Genomic DNA, 22,808 nt, shown 5'->3' with positions numbered 1-22,808 from the left:
GCATTATGTCCCGTCCCATTCAGGCCCAGCTGGATCTGCAGGCCCTGAAGGATAATTTGCAGATTGTCCGCCGCGCGGCGCCGGGCACCCGCGTCTGGTCGGTCGTGAAAGCCAATGCCTATGGCCATGGCCTGGATCGGATCTGGAGCGCGCTCGGCGCGACCGATGGCTTTGCGCTGCTCAATCTGGAAGAGGCGATCCTGCTGCGGGAGCGCGGCTGGAAAGGGCCAGTGCTGCTGCTGGAGGGCTTTTTCAGCGCCGACGAACTGCCCCTGCTCGATAAATACCGTCTTACCACCAGCGTACACAGCAACTGGCAGATTAAAGCGCTGCAAAACGCGAAACTGCATGCGCCGCTCGACATCTATCTTAAGGTCAACAGCGGCATGAATCGCCTGGGCTTTCAGCCCGATCGCGTGCATACCGTCTGGCAACAGCTCCGCGCGCTGAAAAACACTGGCGAAATGACCCTGATGGCCCATTTCGCCGATGCGGAGAAGCCGGAGGGGGTTGTGGACGCGATGGTACGCATCAACCAGGCGGGGGAAGGGCTCAACTGCCCGCGTTCGCTCGCCAACTCGGCAGCGACGCTCTGGCATCCGCAGGCGCACGGCGACTGGGTCCGGCCGGGGATTATTCTTTACGGCGCTTCCCCGTCAGGCCAGTGGCGGGATATCGCCGACAGCGGCCTGAAGCCTGTCATGAGCCTGCGCAGCGAAATCATTGGGGTGCAAAACCTGAAGACGGGCGATACCGTCGGCTATGGCAGTCGCTACCGTGCGACCGGCGAACAGCGGATCGGCATTGTAGCGGGCGGCTACGCGGATGGTTACCCTCGCGTGGCCCCCACGGGGACGCCAGTCTGGGTAGATGGCGTACGGACCGGCACCGTGGGAACCGTCTCGATGGATATGCTGGCGGTGGATCTCACCCCTTGTCCACAGGCGGGAATCGGTTCGCCGGTTGAGCTGTGGGGCAACGAGGTGAAAGTCGATGATGTCGCCGCGGCGGCTGGCACGGTGGGCTATGAGCTGTTGACCGCGCTGGCGCCCCGGGTGCCTGTTGTGACGTTGTAACGCAGGCGGGTCGGTAAACCGGCCCGCTTTAACCCTGGTCGGTTTCCTCTTCCACTGGCCTTACCCCGACCTTACGCACGGCATTATTCTCTTTCTCCGCCACCGTCCAGATCATACCGGCAAACTCAACCTGATCGCCGACCACAGGCGCCGCTCCCAGGAGCTTCTGAATAATCTCCCCCAGCGTCTGCTGCTTGTCGCGATATTCCAGCCCCTCTTCCAGGCCGTAGATCAGCGCGACGTCGGCGAATTTGGCATCGGCTTCAAGGATAAAATCGCCAAAGAAACGCTGATCCAGCGCCACCGGCGGCGACTGGCTGAAGAGCTTGCCGAGGGCGGGAAGGTCGCGCTCGCGGCCAATCACGCAGAGAACATCGCCTTCACGCAGGCGGGTGCTGCCAGTGGGGTGGAGCAGGACATTATCCCGGAAGAGGGCGGCGATACGCGTCTCCTGCGGCATATGCAGATCCCGCAGGGAGGCGCCGACGCACCACTTTTCAGCATTCAGCTGATAGATAAACTGCTCCCAGGGATTCTCGGGGTGAATATCCAGCCCCAGGCGTGAAACGGGACGGCCCACGGGTGGCACCACCACCTTCGCTTTTTTAGCCGCCCAGCCGAGCGTGGTTCCCTGAAACAGCAGCGATATCAGCACCACAAAGAACGCCACGTTAAAAAAGAGTCGCGCGTTATCCAGCCCCGCCATCATCGGAAAGACGGCAAGGATAATCGGTACCGCCCCGCGCAGGCCCACCCAGCTGATAAAGATCCGCTCGCGCAGGTTAAAGCCGCGGAAGGGGAGCAGGCCGGCAAAGACCGACAGCGGACGGGCAAAAAAGATCATCCATGCGGAAAGCAGCAGCGCCGGAATGGCGATAGGCAACAAGTCGGAGGGGGTAACCAGCAGCCCCAGCACCAGGAACATGCCAATCTGCGCAAGCCAGGCCAGCCCGTCAAAGTTTTGCAGGATGTTATAGCGGTTGCGGATAGGCCGGTTGCCCAGTAAAAAGCCGCACAGGTAGACCGCCAGGATACCGCTGCCGTCCAGCGCCGTGGTGAGCGCAAACACCAGTATCCCGCCACTCAGGGCCAGCAGCGGATAGAGTCCGCCTGGCAGGGTGATACGGTTAATCATCTGCTGCAGAAGATAGCCACCGCCCAGCCCTAACACGATGCCGAGACCGAACTGCTGAAGGATGTGCCAGACAAAAGAGAGATCCAGCCCCGTCTCATGCTTCTGGATCATCTCTATCAGGGTGATGGTAAGAAAGACGGCCATCGGATCGTTACTGCCGGATTCGATCTCGAGGGTGGAGCCGACACGCTCGTTAAGCCCCTTGCCGCCGAGCAATGAAAAGACCGCCGCGGCGTCGGTGGAGCCGACTATCGCGCCGATCAGCAATCCCTCCATAATATCGAGATGGAAGAGCCAGGCGGCAACGACGCCGGTCAGCCCGGAGGTTATCAGCACCCCCACCGTCGCCAGCGACAGCGCCGGGCCTAAGGCGACACGAAACGAACTTGCCTGGGTTCGCATCCCGCCGTCCAGCAGGATCACCGCCAGCGCCAGGTTACTGATCATCCAGGCTAAGGGGTAGTTGTCGAAAGGGATGCCGCCAATGCCATCAACGCCTGCCAGCATGCCGATGGCGAGAAAGATAACCAGAATAGGTATGCCGAGGCGCGAAGAAAATGAACTTAATAAAATACTGCAGGTTACCAGCACAGAACCCAGTATAAAAAGGCTGATTATTACCGTGGCTTCCAATGTTCTTTTTCTCCTACCCTGATCGCGTTATTACTCCCTAGACCCTAACATATTAGCCTGTGGTGCAACGTTTTATTAGGGTAATTAACAGCCTTTTTATGCCTTTAAGGTGGGATGACCGCTCAGGATCAGGCGAGAAGTGCTCCCTTCATGCGTAAGACGCGCCTGTGCCCCCAGCGGCAGCGTCACGGTTTGTTGCTCATGACCGAAGGCTAAACCGGTAATCACCGGCACCGTCAGACGGGAACGGAGATAGTCCACCATTGTCGCCAGCGTATAGCCCGCATCGTAGTCGTTCGGCGCTGCGTTGCTGAAGCTGCCCAGCACGATAGCGCGCTGGCGGGAGAGGATGCCGGCATGATAAAGCTGTAACAGCATGCGTTCTACGCGGAACGGATGTTCATTGATATCCTCCAGAACCAGAATGCCGTTTTCAATGGCGGGCAGCCAGGGCGTGCCAACAAGCGAAACCAGCATCGCCAGGTTTCCGCCCCAGAGCTGGCCTTCGCAGTGACAATGCGGCCCGTTGCCCTGCCACTCCACGCTGAAGGTGGGCTGTTGCAACGCTTTCCAGAAGTGGGCTTCCGTGAAGGGATCCATCTGCGGCGCGCCGAAATTGCCCGCCAGCATCGGGCCGCTAAAGGTGATGACGTTGTGTAGCGCTAACAGACCAAGCTGAATCGCGCTGAAGTCGCTGTGCCCGCAGATCAGCAGCGGCTGGTCGCGCTGACGGGCCGCCAGCCCCGCCCAGTCGATCTGCTCCAGCAGTCGGCTTGCCCCGTAACCACCACGCACCGCCAGCACGATATTATTCTCCCCGGAAAGGGTGGTCAGCGTGTTGATGTCGGCCAGGCGCTCGTTTTCGGTGCCGGCGAAGCGCTGCTGGCGGCGGGGAATAATCGACTGATTTGTGACATGATGCCCCCCGACCAGCAGGCGCTCAACGCCCCGGAAAGCGGCCTCCTGGTTAAGGCAATATCCGGACGGCGCAATAAGATGAAACTGAGGCATGGCAATTCCTTGCTGAATGAATAAGTAAATGCTTATATCATGCCGCTGACAGCCTCTCTTCATCAAGCAAAGAGAGAGGGTGACCGCGACGATCGGACATAAGGACAGATGACGTGAAATTGAGATGGTTTGCTTTTTTAGTTGTGATACTTGCTGGCTGTAGTTCAAAACAGGATTATAAAAACCCGCCGTGGAACCCGGAAGTACCCGTCAAACGGGCGATGCAGTGGATGCCCATTACCGAAAAAGCAAGCGCCGCCTGGGGCGTCAGCCCGCGACTGGTGACCGCCATTATCGCGGTCGAATCGGGTGGTAATCCGACGCTGGTCAGTAAATCGAACGCGGTGGGCCTGATGCAGCTCAAGGCCTCTACGGCGGGACGGGAAGTCTATCGCTATATGGGCTGGAGCGGTCAGCCCTCCACCAGCGAGCTGAAAAATCCCGAGCGTAACATCTCCATGGGGACCGCCTACCTGAGCATTCTGGAACATGGCATCCTGAAGGGGATCGAGGATCCTGAGGTGATGCAGTACGCGCTGGTGGTCTCCTATGTAAACGGCGCCGGAGCGCTGCTGCGCACCTTCTCCTCCGATCGTAAAGAGGCGATAGAGGAGATCAACGACATGGATAAAGATGAGTTCTTTGAACATGTGGTGGAGAAACATCCGTCGCCTCAGGCGCCGCGCTATATCTGGAAAGTGCAGAAAGCGATGGACGCCATGTAACACCGCTGCCGGGCAGCACAGCGCTGTCCGGCCTGTTCAGCGAACTTTTTTCGCTCTTTCCCGCGCCTCGCGCTCCAGCGAGAAGATAATGCGCTGAAGCTCGCGTTCAGCCGCCGGCCCCACGTTCAGGAAGCGAAAGCTCAGGCGGGGCGTGGTGATAGTCTCATTTTTGCTGTCGACGATTTTACGTTCGCTGATGGCAATAAGCTGCGCGTCAAAGTAAAACCGTCCCCAGCCGCCCATATCCAGCTCAATTTGCGAAAACTGCATCCCTTCCACCAGCGTTTCCGGTTTTGGCGTATCCATCAGCGTTCCCATGCCGCCAAGCGACAGGTCGCAGAGACGCAGGCGAAGCTCTTTTTTGTCCGGCATCCTGGCCTTGCAAAAGTAGGCTGGGTGAAGCGGGGCGCCGATACGGAAAAACTCCCGGCGCTGGATAAACCACAGGCTCTGCGGAAGCGGTGTGAAAAAGGCGGGCAGATTTTGAAAATCGCCCTCGGTGAAGCGGGGCACAACAAACTCCACCTTCGCGCCGTGGGTCTCAGCCAGCACGGTGACCTGCTCCGCACGCAGGATGGCGCGGTTCTCATACGCCTGGCTCCCCAGGTCGATGATCAAATGCTCGGGGGTCGCCTCCAGAATTTTGCTGATGAACTGATTACTGGACCAGCTAATACGCACCGGCACACTTCCCTTTTGCAGGTCGCGTAGCACCCCTAATACAGCCAGCGGATTTTGCTTCAGGAATTGCTCACTGTAATGACTCACGCCGAAAGGCTCCTCGTTTTTATGCGACAGTGTCGTTGTGTTATCGGCAGCCGAACGCGGAACTTAATATAAACGGGTGAATTTTTTTTACGCAGCGATCAATTAAGTCGGTGAGAAGAAAACGCTTTTCCTGCCCCTGACCTATACTTTAGATACCTGCGCAGGCGTTGGCTTGCGTCTTCTTCACATCTGCACGAGGGAATTACTATGGGTATTATCGCGTGGATTGTCTTTGGCCTGATCGCTGGCGTGATCGCTAAATTTCTGATGCCAGGACGCGACGGCGGTGGCTTTATTCTGACCTGTGTGCTTGGGGTGATCGGTGCGGTAGTCGGCGGATGGCTGGCGACCATGTTCGGCTTAGGGGGCGACGTGACAGGATTTAACCTGCAAAGCTTCCTGGTGGCGGTCGTCGGAGCGATTGTTGTCCTGCTCATCTTCCGGCTTGTCCGGCGCGCATAAATTCTCCGCGAAGCGGCCCTCAATGAGGGCCATTTTTTTTAGTTGATTTGCTAATCGAAATGATAATAATTGTCGTTCTCTATTACATTTTATAACAAGACGACAATATGAAGAGTTCCTGTTTCCGGGTTTGCGCGCTCGCCGGCGCGGTGGCTTTCGCGATCTCCTCCGCGCAGGCGGAAGAGTCAACTATCGTGGTAACCGGTGCAGAAGGGGAAAGCGCCCTGCCTGAATGGACCAACAGCGCCACTAAATCAGCCGTCGCGGAAAGCAAAACGCCGCAGGTGATCAACACCATCTCCGCGCAGGAGATCACGCAGCGGCATGCTAACTCGGTCAATGAAATTCTGCGCTACGCGCCGGGCGTCTCAACTGAGACGCGCGGTAGCACCTCCTATATGAGTGAATATAAGATCCGCGGCTTCACGGTCGATCAGGAGTTTTATAACGGCCTGCAGCTGCCCTACAACGTCACCGGCAACACCAAAGCGCGCATCGACCCTTTGCTGATTGAGAGCGTGGATATTCTGAAAGGTCCCGCGTCGGTACTCTATGGTGGCGGATCGCCGGGTGGACTGGTGAATATTCAGGGCAAAAAACCGCAGCAGGCCTCCCGCACCGAAGTGGGATTCAATACCGGCACCCGCAATCTTAAAGAGGGCTATCTCGACTCGACCGGCCAGCTGGTTAACGATGAGTGGAGCTACCGGCTGCTGGGCAAAGCCGCAGAAGGGGACGATCAACCGCACACTACCCGTACGGAGAACTATCTGATCGCCCCCTCCGTCACCTGGCAGCCCGACGCCAGAACGCGCCTGACCATTGACGCCCTGGCGCAAAACTCCCCCAGTCTTTCCCCCTCCAACCCCTTGCCGCTGGCTTACCTGCGCTCGGGCTATGCCGACCGTCGCGATTATGCGGGCGATGAGTGGAGCGGTTTTAAACAGCGTCAATGGATGCTGGGCTACAGCCTGGAGCATGAGTTTGAGAACGGCTGGGGCTTTAACCAGAAAGCGCGCTATTTCGACGTGGATACCCATCAACAGAGCATCTACGCCACCGGTACGGGGAGCGAGGTTTATCAGTTAAACCGCTTCGCCTACACCACTGATGAAGATCTGCACAGCTTTAATATTGATAACCAGGTCACCAAAACCGTGGCGCTGGGTGAATGGCGTCATCATCTGCTGGCCGGGTTTGACTACCAGAAACTCAACTCCCATTTCCACTATCGTTACGCCTCCGTCACGCCGGGTATTGATATGCGCGACCCGAACTATGGCCAGGTTGATGAAAACGCCCTTGGCCTCTATACCGCGCAGAAAAACCGCCTGAGCTACCAGCAGAACGGTTATTACCTGCAGGATCAGATCGAGTATGGCGGGCTGAATCTGCTCGGCAGCCTGCGCTACGATGATTATCGCTCGGTCACCACCGACTACCTGCAAAACGGCGACAAGGCCTGGGTTTCCCAGGATCGGGTTACCAAACGTCTGGGCGCGCTTTATGCGTTTGAGAATGGCATCTCGCCGTTTATCAGCTATTCGGAAGGCTTTGCCCCGGTATCGCCTCAGGGAACGCTGACGGCAAAAGATGTGAAGCCGACCACCAGCAAGCAGGTGGAAGGTGGGGTGAAATATCTGCTGGCGGACTACGCCACCACCCTGACCGCATCGGTGTTTAATATCCGCCAGAAAAACGTGGTGACCAGCGATCCCGGGTTCCTCAACTATCGTCAGACCGGCGAGGTGGAATCTAAAGGGGCAGAGCTTTCGCTCATCAGTCGCCCGACCGATACGGTGACGCTGATTGCTAACTATGCCTATACCCATGCCATTAACACGGAAGATGATAAATATAAGGATAAGCGCCCGACTCAGGTGCCGGAAAACGCCTTTAACCTTTGGGGAGACTATACCTTCGACAGCACGCCCCTGCGTGGGCTTACGCTGGGCGCCGGCGCGCGTTATACCGGGCCGATGGAGATCTCTCCAGCCAACGATCAGGGCAAGCTCGGCGGGACGGTGCAGTACGATCTGGCCGCCTCTTACCAGATGGGCGATCTGCTGCCGTCGCTGGCGGGGCTAACCCTGAAAGCCAGCGCGCAAAATATCACCAATAAAGAGACGCTGACCTGTTACGATGCCACCAACTGCTGGATTGGGCGTGATCGCACAGTGCAGGTGGGGGCAAGCTACACATTCTGATAGCGAACAAAAACGGCAACCCGGTTGCCGTTTTTGCCCTCGCTGGTTATTGCGCCGCGCTGGCCGGAGTCGCGGCCTCATCGTTGGCCGCAGGCTGACGAGCGGGTACACTGTCGCAGGGTTTCTCTTTCGGGCAGACCCAGTCGAGCATCTTCAGCGTCACGCCATTCGTCCAGCCAAAGCCATCCTGCAGCGGATATTCGCCACCGCCGCCACCTGTTCCGGTGCTCGACACGTCATATTTCTCCACCAGCTTCTGCTCGCGGTCGTAGGTGTGCTGCACGTTGGAGAGGAAGCGCCACGTGACATCCATCGCTACCTTTTTGTGACCGTAGTTTTGCAGCCCCTCTGCCGCCACCCACTGTAACGGCGCCCAGCCGTTTGGCGCATCCCACTGCTGGCCGCTGTTAACGGTAGTGGTCGTTACGCCGCCCGGCTTCAGCAGGCGGGAAGCGGTAGCGGCGGCCATCTTATCGGCGCGACCGGTGGAGGCGGCATTTACGTACAGCGGGAAGAGCGCCGCAGCGGTAAGCTGATTACGTACCTTTTGGGTTTTCAGATCGTAATCAGCATACCAGCCCTCTTTGTCGTTCCACAGATGGCTCTCTATCGCCTTCTGGCGTGCGTTGGCGAGTGCTTCATATTTGCTGGCGCTGGCCGCGTCGCCGGCGGCCTGGGCTGCGGCGGCGAGCATTTTCTCCATTTTAAACATCAGGGCATTGAGATCGACCGGTACGATGCTGGTGGTGCGGATCGTCCCCAGCTTTTGCGGATCGTCCATCCAGCGGGAGCTAAAGTCCCAGCCGGAGGCGGCGGCGGAGCGCAGATCGCGGTAAATTTCGGTTGCCGGCCGGTCAGGATTATTTTTCGCGGTGGTCACATCATCCAGCCAGGATTCCGGGCGCGGTGTGTCGCGATCGTCCCAGTAGCGATTCAGGATCGAGCCGTCTTGCAGCTTCACGACCCGTTTGTTCGCCTGGCCGGATTGCAGCGCGTCTGCCCCCTCCATCCAGTAGGCATACTCTTTTTCCATCTGCGCCCGGTAGGTGGTCAGCGCCGCTTTGTCATGGGTGGCCAGCAGTTCCACCATCAGGGAGAAGAATGGCGGCTGGGAACGGCTCAGGTAGTAGCTGCGGTTGCCGTTGGGAATGTGGCCCCAGTTGTCGATTTCGTAGCCGAAGTTTGCCACCATGTCGCTAATCTTATCCCAGTGGCCGCTCTCCGCCAGCCCGAGCATGGTAAAGTAGCTATCCCAGTAATAGACTTCGCGAAAGCGCCCGCCCGGCACGACATAAGGCTTCGGCAGCGGCAGCAGCGAATCCCACTTGCCGGCGGTGTCGGTGGTGCGCGTCAGCACCGGCCACAGCCCGTCGATATGTTCGCGCAGGCTCTGGCCGGCGGGCGGCACATATTTCTCCCGCTCTTCGGGCAGGGTGAAATTGACCTCAACAAAATGACGCAAATCGAAGCCGGACTGATTACGTTGCATACGGTAATCCGCCAGGATCGTCAGCGGATCGCTTTTCGGTACCGCGTCGGCGAAGGTTTTTTGATCGGGGAACAATTTTGCGCTTTGCACGTCATTAAAGAGTGGCCCCAGCAGAATATCTGGCGATGGCGGCTGGCTGGAGGAGGTCTCCTCCGCAAAGCTCAGCGAGGCTGCGCCAAGCAGTACGCCACCCAGCGCAATCCGCAGCGCAAGCTGCAAAGGGGAGGTGGGACGCATTTCGGTACGGGTCATGAGTTCTTCTCCTTTATTCACTGAGCAGCGTGAACGCTGTCGTCAATCACCTGAAAACCTTAGACGAATATCCAGCGCTTCGCGTGTCGTATCTCCCATTTTGCACATAAACAGACAATTTACCGGCCAGAAGAAACCCACCGGGAAGGTACTGAAATCGCATTAAAAAATAGTCCCGCGCGGGTTTGTTGCCCGTATTAAATAAAGGGGATTAAGACGTAATCGCCTCCATGCGCTACCTTCATTACAGGTGTAAATAAAATGGAGAGCCAATGAAATCTTTACCTCTGATGACCCTGTTATCCCTCGTTTTAACCGGCTGTGGCGCCAACAACACGCCGCCCCAGGCGCCGATTCCCGGCGCGAAAACCTCCGCTGAGCTGCGTACCCTTGAAACGGGGGCGCAGGTCATTCAGTCCCGCCCGCCCGTGGAGGCTATCAGCGCTTATCTGGACGGCTTTCACTTCTACAGCGGAGATAAAAACGGGCAGATGGAGGCGCACCACTACGTCACGGTACTGAATGAAGATGTGATGCAGGCGGTGATTTACGACGGTAATACCAAAGATGCTCGACTGATGGGAGTGGAGTACATCATCAGCGAACGGCTGTTTAATACCCTGCCGCCGGAGGAGAAAAAGCTCTGGCATAGCCATCAGTACGAGGTGAAATCGGGCAGCCTTGTGGCGCCTGGTCTTCCTGCAGTGGCTGATAAAGCGCTGATGACAAAAATCGTCAATACCTACGGTAAAACCTGGCATACCTGGCACACCGATCGCGATAAAACGCTTCCTCTCGGTATTCCGGCGCTGATGATGGGCTTCACCGGTGAAGGGCAGCTCGATCCGGCGCTACTGGCTGACCGGGATCGCCGTCTTGACATCGATACGCAGGCGATTAAACGCCAGCGGGCAGATATTGTCGCGCATCCGGTTGCAGAAGGTGCAAACGCCTGGGAGAAAGGCGAGGTGATTCAGCTCAAGCGAGTGCAAGGTTCGGGCGAACAGGGGCACGGAGAGACGAATCATTTCGGTACCTCTGAACAAACGAAACGGGCGCAAGAGGCAGGTAAAACGCCAAAAATGTAATTATTTCCGCAGGTTATAATTTTGACACTTGACATCTGCGTGTAACCGCGCTGACGGCGGTTTGCGCCTAAAAAATATACTGGATATTTAAACAGGTAACTGTATACTATTAGAGCAAATTACCCGATATGTGTATGAGTGAGGGGTGAAACCTATGGTAATTCCTGTTGAAACTTTTCAGTCGCCCGACCGGCTTGCCACCATGAGCAGCCGGGAAATCGCCAGGCTGACCGGCATCGCTCACGCGGAAGTTAAGCGTATGGTCAAAAGCCTTGAAACGGCACAGCGCCTGTCGCAGCCGGTTACGGCCAGCGTTTATGAGCGTGAAGGCGAGATGCGGCAGGAGTTTTTGCTCAATAAACGGGACTCCCTGCTGACCGTGTCGCGCATCTCTCCGGGCTTTACGGCGACCATGCTCGATCGCTGGCAGGAGCGGGAAAAAAGCGTCAACCTGCCTGACTTTACCAACCCGGCAGCGGCGGCCCGCGCCTGGGCGGAACAGTATGAAAAACGCCAGCAAGCGGAGGCGCAACTGGCGCTTTCCGGCCCAAAGGCGGCTTTTTTTGACCAGTTTATCCGGGTGGATGAATCGCTCGGCTTTCGGCAGCTCTGTAAGATGCTGAAAGCGAAAGAGCCGGAATTCAGGCAGTTCCTGCTGGAGCGCAACATCATGCAGCGCGTAGGTGGCGCTCTGATGCCCCCTCAGCACCATATTGAGGCGGGTTATTTCACTCTGCACGGTGGGGTGGGTGAGAACCGCCATACCTGGTCGCAGGCGCGCTTTACCGCGCGCGGCGTGAAATGGGTCGCGGACCTGTGGGTGAAACACCTTTCGTCGCTCTCCATAGAGATGCCGCGAGCCGAGCGCAGTGAAAGCGCCGGACAAGGACAAAACTGGTTCTGAGAAGAGGGCGGCATGCCGCCCTGTTATTTATCACAACGCATTATTATATTCTCCTCCCCTGAACACTCTTGTTTCCCTTCCTTTATTTTTCCTGTTTATATTTCCGATCGTTGTCGCTATTTTCTGATATGTGTGAAAACATATTTTTTAATTGTATTGGCTACTGTAAAATTCTTATAAGAATATCCTATAAAGTATCGTGAATAATTTGCGTGAATCATGCTATGGTTCGCTTTTATTAATCTCGTTAATATATACAGTCATTATCTTTCTTTGTTTTTAATTTATTTTTCACGTTGGTTGATTGATTTTCATTGAATGCTTAATTTATTATCTGCTGCGCAGATAAAAACGTTCACACCACTATTATTTCCACAAGGAAAGAGATCGCCATGGCCGATACGTTCCAGAATGAAGTACCCAGAGCGCGCATTAATTTAAAGCTAAGCCTGCATACCGGCGGCGCGCAGAAGAAGGTCGAACTGCCGCTTAAACTCCTCACCGTCGGTGATTTCAGTAATGGCAAAGAGAGCCGACCATTATCTGAAAGAGAGAAAATCAACGTCAATAAAAATAACTTTAACAGCGTACTTTCGGAATTTAGCCCGGAAGTAAATCTGACTGTACAGAACACGCTGGCAGGCGATGGCACGGAAGAAAGTCTGAAGCTGCGTTTTTCCGATATTAAGGATTTCGAGCCTGAACAGGTGGCCCGCCAGATCCCCCAGCTTCGCGCCATGCTGGCGATGCGTAATTTATTGCGCGACCTCAAGTCTAACCTGCTGGACAACGCCACTTTCAGAAAAGAGCTCGAGAAAATTCTTAAGGACCCGGCGCTCTCTCAGGAATTACGCGACGAAATGAGTGCGCTGGCCCCGAAATAAGCGGCGTGCGTTTTTAATGGATTAACCGGGAATATGCTGATGTCTGTAAATAGTGAAACCGCCTCCGCGCAGGGGCAGACCACCTTCCTTACCAGAGAGGGCGTTTACGCCTCCCTGTTTGAAAAAATTAACCTGACCCCGGCCTCCCGCCTGGGCGATATCAATGACTTTCTGGATGATGCGGCGCTCTCCGACGCCCCGGCAGGGGAACGGCTGACGGCGGCGATGCAGGTCTTTATGGAGTGCATCCGTAAATCGGGCCGGCAGGTGGAGAAGCTCGACAAGACGCTGATTGACCACCATATCGCGGAGCTGGATTATCAAATCAGCCGTCAGCTGGACGCGGTCATGCACCATCCGGAATTTCAGAAAGTCGAGTCCCTGTGGCGCGGCCTGAAGCATCTGGTGGACAATACCGACTACCGCCAGAACGTGAAAACCGAAATTCTGGATGTGGCGAAAGACGACCTGCGCCAGGACTTCGAGGATGCGCCGGAGCTCATCCAGAGTGGTCTTTACTGGCACACCTACACCGCCGAATATGACACCCCGGGGGGTGAGCCGATTGGCTCGGTGATTTCCGCTTACGAATTTGACGCCAGCCCGCAGGACGTGGCGCTGCTGCGCAATATCTCGAAAGTCTCCGCCGCGGCGCATATGCCGTTTATCGGCGCGGTTGGTCCGGCTTTCTTCCTGAAGGATGCCATGGAAGAGGTGGCGGCCATCAAGGATATCGGCAACTACTTTGACCGCGCCGAGTACATCAAGTGGAAAGCCTTCCGCGAAACCGACGACGCCCGCTATATCGGCCTGGTGATGCCGCGCGTGCTCGGCCGCCTGCCGTACGGTCCGGACACCGTGCCGGTACGCAGCTTCAACTACGTTGAGCAGGTGAAAGGCCCTGACCACGAGAAATACCTCTGGACCAGCGCATCGTTTGCCTTTGCGGCCAACATGGTGAAGAGCTTTATCAGTAACGGCTGGTGCGTGCAAATCCGCGGCCCGCAGGCGGGCGGTGCGGTGAAAGATCTGCCGATCCACCTGTATGACCTCGGCACCGGCAACCAGGTGAAAATCCCCTCTGAGGTGATGATCCCGGAAACCCGCGAGTTTGAGTTTGCCAGCCTCGGCTTTATCCCGCTTTCCTACTACAAAAACCGCGACTACGCCTGCTTCTTCTCGGCCAACTCCGCCCAGAAACCGGCGCTGTACGACACCGCTGACGCCACCGCCAACAGCCGCATCAACGCGCGCCTGCCGTACATCTTCCTGCTGTCGCGCATCGCCCACTATCTGAAGCTGATTCAGCGCGAGAACATCGGCACCACCAAGGACCGCCGCCTGCTGGAGCTGGAGCTGAACACCTGGGTGCGCACGCTGGTGACCGAGATGACCGATCCGGGCGACGAGCTGCAGGCCTCCCATCCGCTGCGCGACGCGAAAGTGGTGGTGGAAGATATCGAGGACAACCCGGGTTTCTTCCGCATGAAGCTCTTTGCGGTGCCGCACTTCCAGGTGGAAGGCATGGACGTGAACCTGTCGCTGGTTTCTCAGATGCCGAAGGCGAAAGCGTAAGGCGGCGCAGGGATGAAAATTTATCGTCCGTTGTGGGAAGACGGGGCCTTTCTGGCCCCACAGCAGTTCCAGCAGCAGGCCCGCTGGGATGCACACGTGGCCGACACCGTAGCCAGGATGGCGCTGGCGCACCCGTGGGGCGTATTGTGCGCGGAGTTTGATGATGGCGCGCTTACGCTCTCCCGGCTTAACGCTACCCGGTTAAGCGTTCGCTTCGCCGACGGGACGCTGGTGGATACTGACCTGGCGGATAATCTGCCGCCGGTTTGTGATTTATCCGCGGCAGGGCAGGAGAGCGTGGAGGTGCTGCTGTGCCTGCCGCTGCTCAGTGCGAACGGCGGTAATCTGGATGACGGGCGAGACAGCACCCGTCCGCGCCGCTGGCAGGCTGAACGGGTAACGGTGCAGGAGCTTGCCGGGCATGAGCGCAGCGAACTGGCGGTGCTGCGCCATGCGCTGACGCTTCGCCTGTCCAGCCAGGAGAACGGCGCTTACCTGACCTGTCCGGTAGCGAGGCTGGCCCGTAATGCGCAGGGGCTATGGGTGCGTGATCCGGCCTTTATTCCGCCGCTGCTGGCATTATCGGCGAGCCCTGTGCTGCTCCGGGAACTGAACGATCTGCTTCACCGGCTTGCGGCGAGGCGTAAGCGCCTGATGGCAATGCGTCGGGAAAGCAATGAACGGATGGCTGATTTTGCGGTGGCGGATGTTTCACTGTTCTGGCTGCTCAATGCTCTGAACAGCGCGGAGCCGGTGCTAACGGAGCTGCACCAGACGCCGTCCCGCCATCCTGAGCTGCTGTACCGCGAGCTGGCGAGGCTGGCAGGCGGGCTGATGACCTTTTCACTTGAGCATAACGCCGGCAATATCCCTCTTTACCAACACGACGCCCCGGAACGTGTATTCCCACCGCTGTTTGCCCTGCTGGATACGCTGCTTGAAGCGAGCCTGCCGTCGCGGGTCATCGCCATTGCGCTGGAGCAGGGAGAGGACCGGGAAATCTGGCGAGGAAAACTGCACGATGCGCGGCTGCGCGAAGGAGCGGATTTTTATCTCTCCGTGCGCTCTTCCATGCCAAATCATGAACTGCAGACCCGCTTTCCGCAGCTTTGCAAGGCGGGCAGCCATGATGATGTCTCCGAGGTGGTCAATATCGCCCTGAGCGGGATGGTGATTAAGCCGCTGAGCCATGTTCCGGCGGCCATCCCGTTACGCCTGGAGAATCAGTATTTCGCACTGGACCTGGCTACTGATGCTGCCCGCGCCATGCTGGAGGCTGGCAACTGTACCTTCTACACCCCGGAATCGCTGGGCGACGTCAAACTAGAACTGTTCGCGGTGCTGCGCTCATGAATACCCCCGACATGAATCTCATTAATAAAACATTTTATCCGGGCTGGCTGATGGTCAGCCAGTTGCGCAGCGGCCAGGAAATCAAGGATGGGGACGCGCTCTATCGCCGCGCCTGTCGGTGGGTGGGCGAGGCCCGTGAGTCTCTGACGCAAGCCGGCTACAGTGAAACGAGCTGTGAAAGGATGCTGTATGCATACTGCGCTCTGCTGGATGAGAGCGTACTCAACCGCGACAGACAGGACGACGGTTACCGCAAATGGCGCAAGGATCCGCTGCAGGCCCGGTTTTTTAGCACCCTGAACGCCGGGGAAGAGCTGTGGGAGCGTATCCGCACCATCCTGCGCGAGCCCGCGCCGGATGTGGCGGTGCTGACCTGCCTGTACCGCACCCTGCAGCTGGGCTTTGTCGGCCAGTACCGGGCGCAGGATGACGAGCGCCGGGAGGATGTGGTGCGCGAGCTCAGCGAGCGGGTACCCCCATTTACCCTGACGCAGGACGCGCCCGTAGTGGTCAGAGCTCCCGGTCTGCGGAGCGGACGGCGGCTTTACTGGCTGGGCTGGGCCGCTGGCGCGGTGGTGCTGGCGGCGATGTGGTTCACCTTCTCCTCGCTGCTGGCGCAGGAAGTCGCGCAGATTGCAGGGCGGGGATAAGGGATGCGTGAATTTCCCCGTGCGGTATTGACCGTTCTTGCTGTTGTTCTGGCGCTGTGGCTGGTGCTGGGCTTCTGGCCGCTATCTGGCGCAGGCCAGTTGGCGTTCAGCCTCTGCATTTTGCTGGCCGGGGGTACCGCACTCTGGCGTCAATGGCGATATTTTCAGCGCCACAGGGTCTCCATGGAACAGCTGACGGAAAACAGCCTGCCGCCGGAGGATTATCAGGGCGCGGTGGTGCTGGTGTGCGGCGATACCGCTTCCCTGTTTCCGGTGGAGGCGGCTCATCGTGAAACCCGCCAGGGTTGGTATCTGCAGGCAGAGAATGCTGAGCAATTGCCGTTGCTCGCGCAGCATCTGGCGAACGCGCGTCCGGCACTGGTGCCACAGGTCTCTGTGCTGCTGGCTCTGATGCCGGAACAGCATCTCTCAGAAGAATCGCTGGCGCAGTCCCTGCGCGGATGGCGGCGGAGTATTGCACAGTGTCGGATCTGGCTGAATGACCTGCCGCCTGTCTGGAGCGTGGTCTGGGTATCGCCCCCGAATAGTGAATATCAGGAAGAGGGGTGCTGGTTTACCGTGACGCCAGATCTGCCAGGGGCCCGGGTGCGGCAGAGCAGCCATGTACCACTCCCGCTTGATGACTGGCAGCGTGAAGCTGGCAACAACGCTTCGCGTTTCTGCCATCTACTTTGGCTCGACAGCGTACAGGCTCTGACTGAGCGCCATATTATCCGTCCATTCAGCACCCGACAGGGAGATCTTCCGGCCCTGAAATTCTGCGCCAGCGGCATCAGCCTGACACCGGTTATGGCGGCTGCGGATAACCTCTGGCAGCAGCAGATCGCACAGATCACCACGCTCTCCCCGATGGGTTCCTCTGTGCCTGCGATGCCGTCTCTTCCGGATGTCCTTCTTCCATACATGCCGCGCCGCCAGGGTATCAGCCGCCGGATGCAGGATATGCGTCTGGTCGGCGGTGTCTGTTTCCTGTTCCTGGCGCTGGCGATGCTGGCGTCCTTTATCAACAACCAGCGCCTGGTTCGAAGCGTTGGTGACCATCTGGTCGTCTATCACCGTCTCAGCGGCAATCCGCCTGAACCAAAGCGGCAGGCGCAGCAGCGTCTTCGCGCCGACAGCCATCTGCTTGATGACTGGCTGCGGCGTGGAGAACCGCTGCGTTACGGTCTGGGGCTGTACCAGGGGGTGCGGTTGATACCGCCCGTGGAAGCAGCCATTAGCGACTGGACGCCACCGCCGCCACCGCCTCCGGTGATTAAGAAAGTTATGCAGGGGCCGCAGACCATCCGCCTCGACAGTATGTCGCTGTTCGACACCGGTAAGTGGGCGCTGAAGCCGGGCTCGACCAGGCTGCTGGTGAACTCCCTGGTCGGGATTAAGGCGAAACCCGGCTGGCTGATTGTGGTGGCGGGCCACACCGACAGCACGGGGGATGAACCGTCCAACCAGGCGCTGTCGCTCAGGCGTGCGGAGTCCGTGCGGAACTGGATGCGCGACACCGGCGACGTGCCGGAGAGCTGTTTTGCGGTGCAGGGCTACGGCGAAAGCCGTCCTGTCGCCACCAATGACACGGCGGAAGGCCGGGCGCTGAACCGCCGTGTCGAAATCAGTCTGGTACCGCAGGCGAACGCCTGCCGGCTGCCGGGCAGCACACCGGCGTCATCGGATGATGATGTCTCAAAAAATGAAATGGAGAAGTAAACATGGCAATCCCAGTTTATCTGTGGCTGAAAGACGATGGCGGCGCTGATATTAAAGGTTCCGTAGATGTGAAAGATCGCGAAGGAAGCATCGAAGTTGTTGCTCAGGAACACAACCTGTACATCCCGACCGATAATAACACCGGCAAACTGACCGGTACGCGTATCCACACGCCGTTCCTGTTTACCAAGGAAATCGACTCTTCCAGCCCGTACCTCTACAAAGCAGTGACCACCGGGCAGACCCTGAAGTCGGCTGAATTCAAATGGTACAAAATCAACGACGCCGGCCAGGAAGTGGAGTACTTCAACACGAAGCTTGAGAACGTGAAGCTGGTGAAAGTGAACCCGAAGATGCATGACATCAAGGACCCGGCGTTCGAGAAGCACAACCACCTCGAGCAGATTGAGCTGCGTTACGAAAAAATCACCTGGACCTACAAAGACGGCAACATCATTCATTCCGACAGCTGGAACGAACGTACCACTGCATAAGACCCTGGCGGACAGTTCCCCTCTGTCCGCCATCTTGCTTTGCTCCGCACAGCGCCTGTCAGACGGACGCTTTGCAGAGCAGTTTTACAACTTATCGGCATGAACCTTATGGGCATCGGTTGACGGCCAGGGGCGGTAGCGTGCCTGAACTAGAGGGAACGACATGGAACATCATTCAGCAGTCCTGCTACGACGACTAAACCCTTATTGCGCCAGAGCACTGGAAGGTGCGGCTTCTTTATGTCAGACCCGTGCACATGCAGTAATTACGCCGGAGCACTGGTTATTAAAGTTGCTGGAGCAGGGCGAAGGTGATCTGACGGTTCTCGCTCGCCGCTATGATTGGGATATGGATGCCATCTGGCAGTCACTCCTGAGCTGGCTGGATGCACAGCCTCGTTCAGTGTGCACCCGACCAGAGCTTTCTACGTCACTTCAGACATTGCTGAAACAGGCCTGGCTTGCCGCCACGCTCGCCGGAGATGAGCGGATCCGCAGCATTCATTTGCTTACGGCCATGATTGATACGTCAGGGCTGACGCGCTGTGATGGTCTCTGGCCTTTAATGACGCTGACCACCAGCCAACTGGAAAGGTTACGTCCCTTACTGGAAGCGCAGTCGGACGAGCGATATGACATTACGCTCAACGAGCAGGCTGGCAATGCCACCATTATTGGTCGGGCGGCGCCATTACAAGATGAAGCACAAAACCAGGCTGAAGGAGGAAGTGCGCAGCCTGCCGTTTCACAGGAAGAGTCCATTCTCAATCGTTTTACGGTCGATGTGACCGCCCGTGCCCGGGAAGGAAAGATTGACCCGGTCTTTGGACGGGATAACGAAATCCGTCAGATGGTGGATATTCTCTCCAGACGCAGGAAGAACAACCCGATCCTTGTGGGTGACCCCGGCGTTGGCAAGACCGCGCTCGTGGAAGGGCTGGCGCTGCGTATTGCGGAGGGCAACGTGCCGGAAAGTCTAAAGCCGGTAAGCGTGCGCACCCTCGACCTTGGTCTGCTGCAGGCGGGGGCGGGCGTGAAGGGAGAATTTGAGCAGCGACTGAAAAACATCATCGAAGCCGTACAGCAGTCGCCGTTGCCGGTGCTGCTGTTCATCGACGAGGCGCACACCATTATCGGCGCCGGCAACCAGGCGGGCGGCGCGGATGCGGCCAACCTGCTGAAGCCCGCGCTCGCCCGCGGTGAGCTCAGAACCATCGCCGCCACCACCTGGAGCGAGTACAAGCAGTACTTCGAGCGCGACGCCGCACTGGAGCGACGCTTCCAGATGGTGAAGGTGGACGAGCCGGACGACGACACCGCCTGCCTGATGCTGCGCGGTCTGAAATCACGCTACGCGCAGCACCACGGGGTGCATATCACCGATGAGGCGGTCAGGGCGGCCGTCACGCTCTCCCGCCGTTACCTGACCGGCCGTCAGCTGCCGGACAAGGCGGTGGACCTGCTGGACACGGCTTCAGCCCGTATCCGCATGAGCCTCGACACCGTGCCGGAGCCGCTGACCCGGATGAAGGCGCAGCTGACGGCCCTTGCCATGGAAAAGCAGGCACTGCTGGAGGATATCTCAGCGGGTAGCGCCACCCACGGTGAGCGTCTGGCGTCGATAGAAGAGGAAGAAGTCCGGATTATTTTACAGCTCGACGAACTGGAAACGCAGTACGGCCAGGAGCTGAAACTCACGCAAGCACTGCTCGCCTGCCGGGCGGATATCTCCCGTCAGGCAGAAACTGCAGACCTGCAACAGCAACTGAGTGACGTTCAGCAGGGTAACCCTTTGCTGGGTCTGGACGTGGACGCACGTACCGTCGCCACGGTGATTGCCGACTGGACCGGGGTCCCGCTCTCTACCCTGATGAAGGATGAACAGACGGAACTGCTGACTCTGGAAGCGAGCCTCGGTAAACGTGTGGTGGGCCAGGAGGCGGCGCTGCACGCCATCGCGCAGCGCCTGCGCGCCAGTAAAACCGGTCTGGCGCCGGAGAACGGCCCGCAGGGCGTGTTCCTGCTGACCGGTCCGAGCGGTACCGGCAAAACCGAAACCGCGCTGGCGCTGGCGGACGCGCTCTTCGGCGGTGAAAAATCCCTGATTACCATCAACCTCTCCGAATACCAGGAGCCGCATACCGTCTCCCAGCTCAAGGGGTCGCCGCCGGGCTATGTCGGCTACGGCCAGGGCGGCATTCTCACCGAGGCTGTCCGTAAGCGGCCATACAGCGTGGTGCTGCTGGATGAGGTGGAGAAGGCGCACCGGGATGTGATGAACCTCTTCTACCAGGTTTTTGACCGCGGCTTTATGCGCGACGGCGAGGGGCGGGAAATTGATTTTCGCAACACCGTCATTCTGATGACCTCGAATCTCGGCAGCGACCACATCATGCAGATGCTGGATGAACAGCCGGAAGCCACGGAGCCTGAGCTGCATGAACTGCTGCGCCCGCTGCTGCGCGATCACTTCCGGCCGGCATTGCTGGCCCGTTTCCAGACGGTGATTTACCGCCCGCTGGCAATGGATGCCATGCGCACCATCGTCGGTATGAAACTGGCGCAGGTGAGCACGCGTCTGCAACGCCACTACGGCATTTCCACTCACATTGGCGAAAGTTTTATCGACACGTTGACGACGGCGTGTTTGCTGCCGGATACCGGGGCGCGCAATGTTGACAGCCTGCTGAACCAGCAGATCCTGCCGGTGCTGAGCCAGCAGCTGTTAAGCCATATGGCGGCAGGGCAAAAGCCGCAGCATCTGACCCTTGGGTGGGATGAGGATGAGGGGGTTATGATTGAGTTCCGGCAGAAAGGCGCGTGATGAACAATCTTGATCAAAAAGCAGAGAAGGAAGGCTCGCTGCGATTACTGACGTCAGGGGAGATTACGCTGGCGAAGTCGGTTTACAAATCGACGATCCCGTACCATAAGGTCTGGATCCATCATGACAGTTATCTTCCGTTTGGCCTCCAGAATAAAAATACGGCCATGGCACCAAATGGGGAAATGTATTTCCGTGAGCATTACCGGGAAGATTATTCGCTCAGTGTCCCTTTCTATAAGCATATGTTTATTCATGAAATGGCATATGTCTGGCAACGAGAAAAAGGAATGAATGTCATTGGGCGGGGGCTGGTCAGCTGGGCGGTGAGTTACCGTTATGTCCTCGATGGACGTCTGTTAAGTGAATACCCCATGGAACAGCAGGCACAGATTATCGCCGACCATTTTATTCTGCATGCCGAGGGATACATAAAATGGTGTGGGCTCCGGGATCAGGATGTCATCACGCTTGACGGGAATATCAGCGAGTTGGTTATTGAGAAACAGTATGAAAATGCGTTGCGGGGGTTTCCATGGTAGGCATTATCCGGCAACGTTATTTATCAGCTCTTCTTTTGACGTGTTGCCTCACTGTACTGACGGGGTGTCCGGGGGACCGGTGGCAATTCGACGAAGAAGCAACAGTCAGTACCAGAGGCGAAAATATCTGTTTTGCCGTACCGGACGCGGAAGATTATCAACCGGTCAATATTGGCATTAATCCCCGGGGGACACTGCCACGCGAGGAGAAAATTATTTTTAGCCCTGTTCTCAGGGTCGAAAAGGGGCTGTTATGCCTCCCCCCGTCTTTTTATCATTTCCCGGATAAAGGGCAGTTCATTATCACCTATGTTCTGCACTCAAAACGCCATGAAGACACGCCACGAAGAATGGTCTCTGGGGTGGAAATTACCAGTGGGTGTATTTTCAACATTCCTCTTACAGATATGGAGATAGTACGACCCTATAGCGAAATGAAAAATACAGCTATTACGTCTGTTCAGAGCCGTCATGCTGGATCCTGCGAGCACCCTTATCCCCCGGATTTCCATAATTAATTTCGTGGAGTGAGCGTGATGAATTTTACTGACTCCCTGCAAAACGCTCTTGCGACGTCGTGAGCCCTGAGCCGTTACCTGCATGGCTGGAAATATGAGTTTTACCTCGAACAAAGCTACCCGAAGCGCGAGCAGGTATGCTTTTTTGCTTACCCTGACGTTAATAACTGGTTGCCCCGGCCGCGGGGATTACCTTCGGCCTGATGAAATAACAACGGTCAGCACACGAGGCGACAACGTTTGTTTCAGCGTTCAGGAGCCAGAGGACTACCAGCCGGTCACTATTTCCATCCATCCAGGAGGAACCCGATTCAGGGAACGGCAAATTACGTTTGATCCCACACTGCGTGTTGTGAACAGTCAGCTATGTATCGCTCCTTAATTCCATCATTTCCTGATAAAGGCCAGTTCATTGTCAGATACGTTCTACACTCTGCGCGCCATAAGAATACACCGCGCAGAATGGTCGCCGGGGTGGAGATTGCTGGCGAGTGTA

At 57.5% G+C, this 22,808-nt stretch carries 20 protein-coding genes; 16 read left to right on the top strand and 4 right to left on the bottom strand.

What is annotated here, in order from left to right; all coding sequences use genetic code 11:
- Window positions 1–5 precede the first annotated feature (5 nt).
- The gene (gene dadX / locus BN3796_RS16310) at window positions 6–1,076 is read left to right on the top strand and encodes a catabolic alanine racemase DadX (RefSeq protein ID WP_061709416.1); all 1,071 of its coding nucleotides are present in this window, start codon (window positions 6–8) and stop codon (window positions 1,074–1,076) included.
- Window positions 1,077–1,104: 28 nt separating this feature from the next.
- Here the strand turns inward: dadX and BN3796_RS16305 are convergent, their stop codons facing one another.
- Together BN3796_RS16305 and ldcA are read right to left on the bottom strand one after the other, a co-directional pair.
- Window positions 1,105–2,844, bottom strand: a complete 1,740-nt coding sequence (locus tag BN3796_RS16305) for a potassium/proton antiporter (protein ID WP_061709415.1) — start codon at window positions 2,842–2,844, stop codon at window positions 1,105–1,107.
- Between the two features lie 96 nt (window positions 2,845–2,940).
- Window positions 2,941–3,855 (bottom strand): muramoyltetrapeptide carboxypeptidase, encoded by a 915-nt coding sequence (ldcA, locus tag BN3796_RS16300; RefSeq protein ID WP_061709414.1) that lies wholly within the window; start codon window positions 3,853–3,855, stop codon window positions 2,941–2,943.
- A gap of 113 nt (window positions 3,856–3,968) precedes the next feature.
- On the opposite strand from ldcA, the gene emtA reads away from it, so the two are divergent.
- Complete coding sequence (gene emtA, locus BN3796_RS16295) at window positions 3,969–4,580, top strand: membrane-bound lytic murein transglycosylase EmtA (protein ID WP_061709413.1); 612 nt, start codon at window positions 3,969–3,971, stop codon at window positions 4,578–4,580.
- Between the two features lie 36 nt (window positions 4,581–4,616).
- On the opposite strand, the gene ycgR is transcribed toward emtA, so the two are convergent.
- The gene (gene ycgR, locus BN3796_RS16290) at window positions 4,617–5,348 is read right to left on the bottom strand and encodes a flagellar brake protein YcgR (protein ID WP_061709412.1); all 732 of its coding nucleotides are present in this window, start codon (window positions 5,346–5,348) and stop codon (window positions 4,617–4,619) included.
- A gap of 207 nt (window positions 5,349–5,555) precedes the next feature.
- Between ycgR and BN3796_RS16285 the strand changes: the two genes are divergently transcribed.
- Together BN3796_RS16285 and BN3796_RS16280 are read left to right on the top strand one after the other, a co-directional pair.
- Window positions 5,556–5,810, top strand: coding sequence for a GlsB/YeaQ/YmgE family stress response membrane protein (locus BN3796_RS16285; protein ID WP_061709411.1), 255 nt, complete (start codon window positions 5,556–5,558; stop codon window positions 5,808–5,810).
- A 107-nt stretch (window positions 5,811–5,917) separates the two neighbouring features.
- Window positions 5,918–8,017: a TonB-dependent siderophore receptor gene (locus BN3796_RS16280; protein ID WP_061709410.1), complete on the top strand. Its 2,100-nt coding sequence runs from the start codon at window positions 5,918–5,920 to the stop codon at window positions 8,015–8,017.
- A gap of 46 nt (window positions 8,018–8,063) precedes the next feature.
- On the opposite strand, the gene BN3796_RS16275 is transcribed toward BN3796_RS16280, so the two are convergent.
- Window positions 8,064–9,758 (bottom strand): alpha,alpha-trehalase, encoded by a 1,695-nt coding sequence (locus BN3796_RS16275; RefSeq protein ID WP_061709409.1) that lies wholly within the window; start codon window positions 9,756–9,758, stop codon window positions 8,064–8,066.
- A gap of 272 nt (window positions 9,759–10,030) precedes the next feature.
- Here BN3796_RS16275 and BN3796_RS16270 point away from each other — a divergent pair, with 272 nt between their 5' ends.
- The 12 genes from BN3796_RS16270 (at window position 10,031) to BN3796_RS21200 (ending at window position 22,694) form a co-directional block, all read left to right on the top strand.
- Window positions 10,031–10,846, top strand: coding sequence for an OBAP family protein (locus BN3796_RS16270; RefSeq protein ID WP_061709408.1), 816 nt, complete (start codon window positions 10,031–10,033; stop codon window positions 10,844–10,846).
- 154 nt (window positions 10,847–11,000) lie between these two features.
- A complete protein-coding gene (locus BN3796_RS16265; protein ID WP_061709407.1) occupies window positions 11,001–11,750 on the top strand; it encodes a phage antirepressor KilAC domain-containing protein in 750 nt (249 codons plus the stop codon).
- Between the two features lie 392 nt (window positions 11,751–12,142).
- Window positions 12,143–12,634 carry a type VI secretion system contractile sheath small subunit gene (gene tssB / locus BN3796_RS16260; protein WP_061709406.1) on the top strand — a complete coding sequence of 164 codons (492 nt, stop codon included), beginning with the start codon at window positions 12,143–12,145 and terminating at the stop codon, window positions 12,632–12,634.
- A 33-nt stretch (window positions 12,635–12,667) separates the two neighbouring features.
- Window positions 12,668–14,209, top strand: a complete 1,542-nt coding sequence (gene tssC / locus BN3796_RS16255) for a type VI secretion system contractile sheath large subunit (RefSeq protein WP_073885259.1) — start codon at window positions 12,668–12,670, stop codon at window positions 14,207–14,209.
- A 12-nt stretch (window positions 14,210–14,221) separates the two neighbouring features.
- Window positions 14,222–15,562 carry a type VI secretion system baseplate subunit TssK gene (tssK, locus tag BN3796_RS16250; RefSeq protein ID WP_061709405.1) on the top strand — a complete coding sequence of 447 codons (1,341 nt, stop codon included), beginning with the start codon at window positions 14,222–14,224 and terminating at the stop codon, window positions 15,560–15,562.
- Window positions 15,559–16,212, top strand: coding sequence for a type VI secretion system protein TssL, short form (tssL, locus tag BN3796_RS16245; RefSeq protein WP_061709404.1), 654 nt, complete (start codon window positions 15,559–15,561; stop codon window positions 16,210–16,212). Before tssK ends, tssL begins: the two co-directional genes overlap by 4 nt.
- Window positions 16,213–16,215: 3 nt before the next feature.
- On the top strand, window positions 16,216–17,934 hold the full coding sequence (locus tag BN3796_RS16240; protein WP_061709403.1) for an OmpA family protein: 1,719 nt from the start codon (window positions 16,216–16,218) through the stop codon (window positions 17,932–17,934).
- A 2-nt stretch (window positions 17,935–17,936) separates the two neighbouring features.
- Window positions 17,937–18,428 carry a type VI secretion system effector Hcp gene (hcp, locus tag BN3796_RS16235; RefSeq protein ID WP_029883904.1) on the top strand — a complete coding sequence of 164 codons (492 nt, stop codon included), beginning with the start codon at window positions 17,937–17,939 and terminating at the stop codon, window positions 18,426–18,428.
- A 163-nt stretch (window positions 18,429–18,591) separates the two neighbouring features.
- Entirely contained in the window at window positions 18,592–21,252 is a 2,661-nt protein-coding gene (tssH, locus tag BN3796_RS16230; protein WP_061709402.1) for a type VI secretion system ATPase TssH, read from the top strand.
- Complete coding sequence (locus BN3796_RS16225; protein ID WP_061709401.1) at window positions 21,252–21,794, top strand: hypothetical protein; 543 nt, start codon at window positions 21,252–21,254, stop codon at window positions 21,792–21,794. The genes tssH and BN3796_RS16225 overlap by 1 nt, the downstream gene beginning before the upstream one ends.
- Window positions 21,788–22,312 carry a putative T6SS immunity periplasmic lipoprotein gene (locus tag BN3796_RS20355; protein WP_073885258.1) on the top strand — a complete coding sequence of 175 codons (525 nt, stop codon included), beginning with the start codon at window positions 21,788–21,790 and terminating at the stop codon, window positions 22,310–22,312. The genes BN3796_RS16225 and BN3796_RS20355 overlap by 7 nt, the downstream gene beginning before the upstream one ends.
- Before the next feature lie 82 nt (window positions 22,313–22,394).
- On the top strand, window positions 22,395–22,694 hold the full coding sequence (locus BN3796_RS21200) for a putative T6SS immunity periplasmic lipoprotein (protein ID WP_407681210.1): 300 nt from the start codon (window positions 22,395–22,397) through the stop codon (window positions 22,692–22,694).
- The last annotated feature ends 114 nt before the right edge of the window (window positions 22,695–22,808 follow it).

The organism is Pseudenterobacter timonensis (assembly GCF_900021175.1).
Taxonomy (GTDB): domain Bacteria; phylum Pseudomonadota; class Gammaproteobacteria; order Enterobacterales; family Enterobacteriaceae; genus Enterobacter; species Enterobacter timonensis.
Note: the sequence above shows the minus strand (reverse complement) of the source record. Positions and strands in the feature narration are given on the sequence as shown.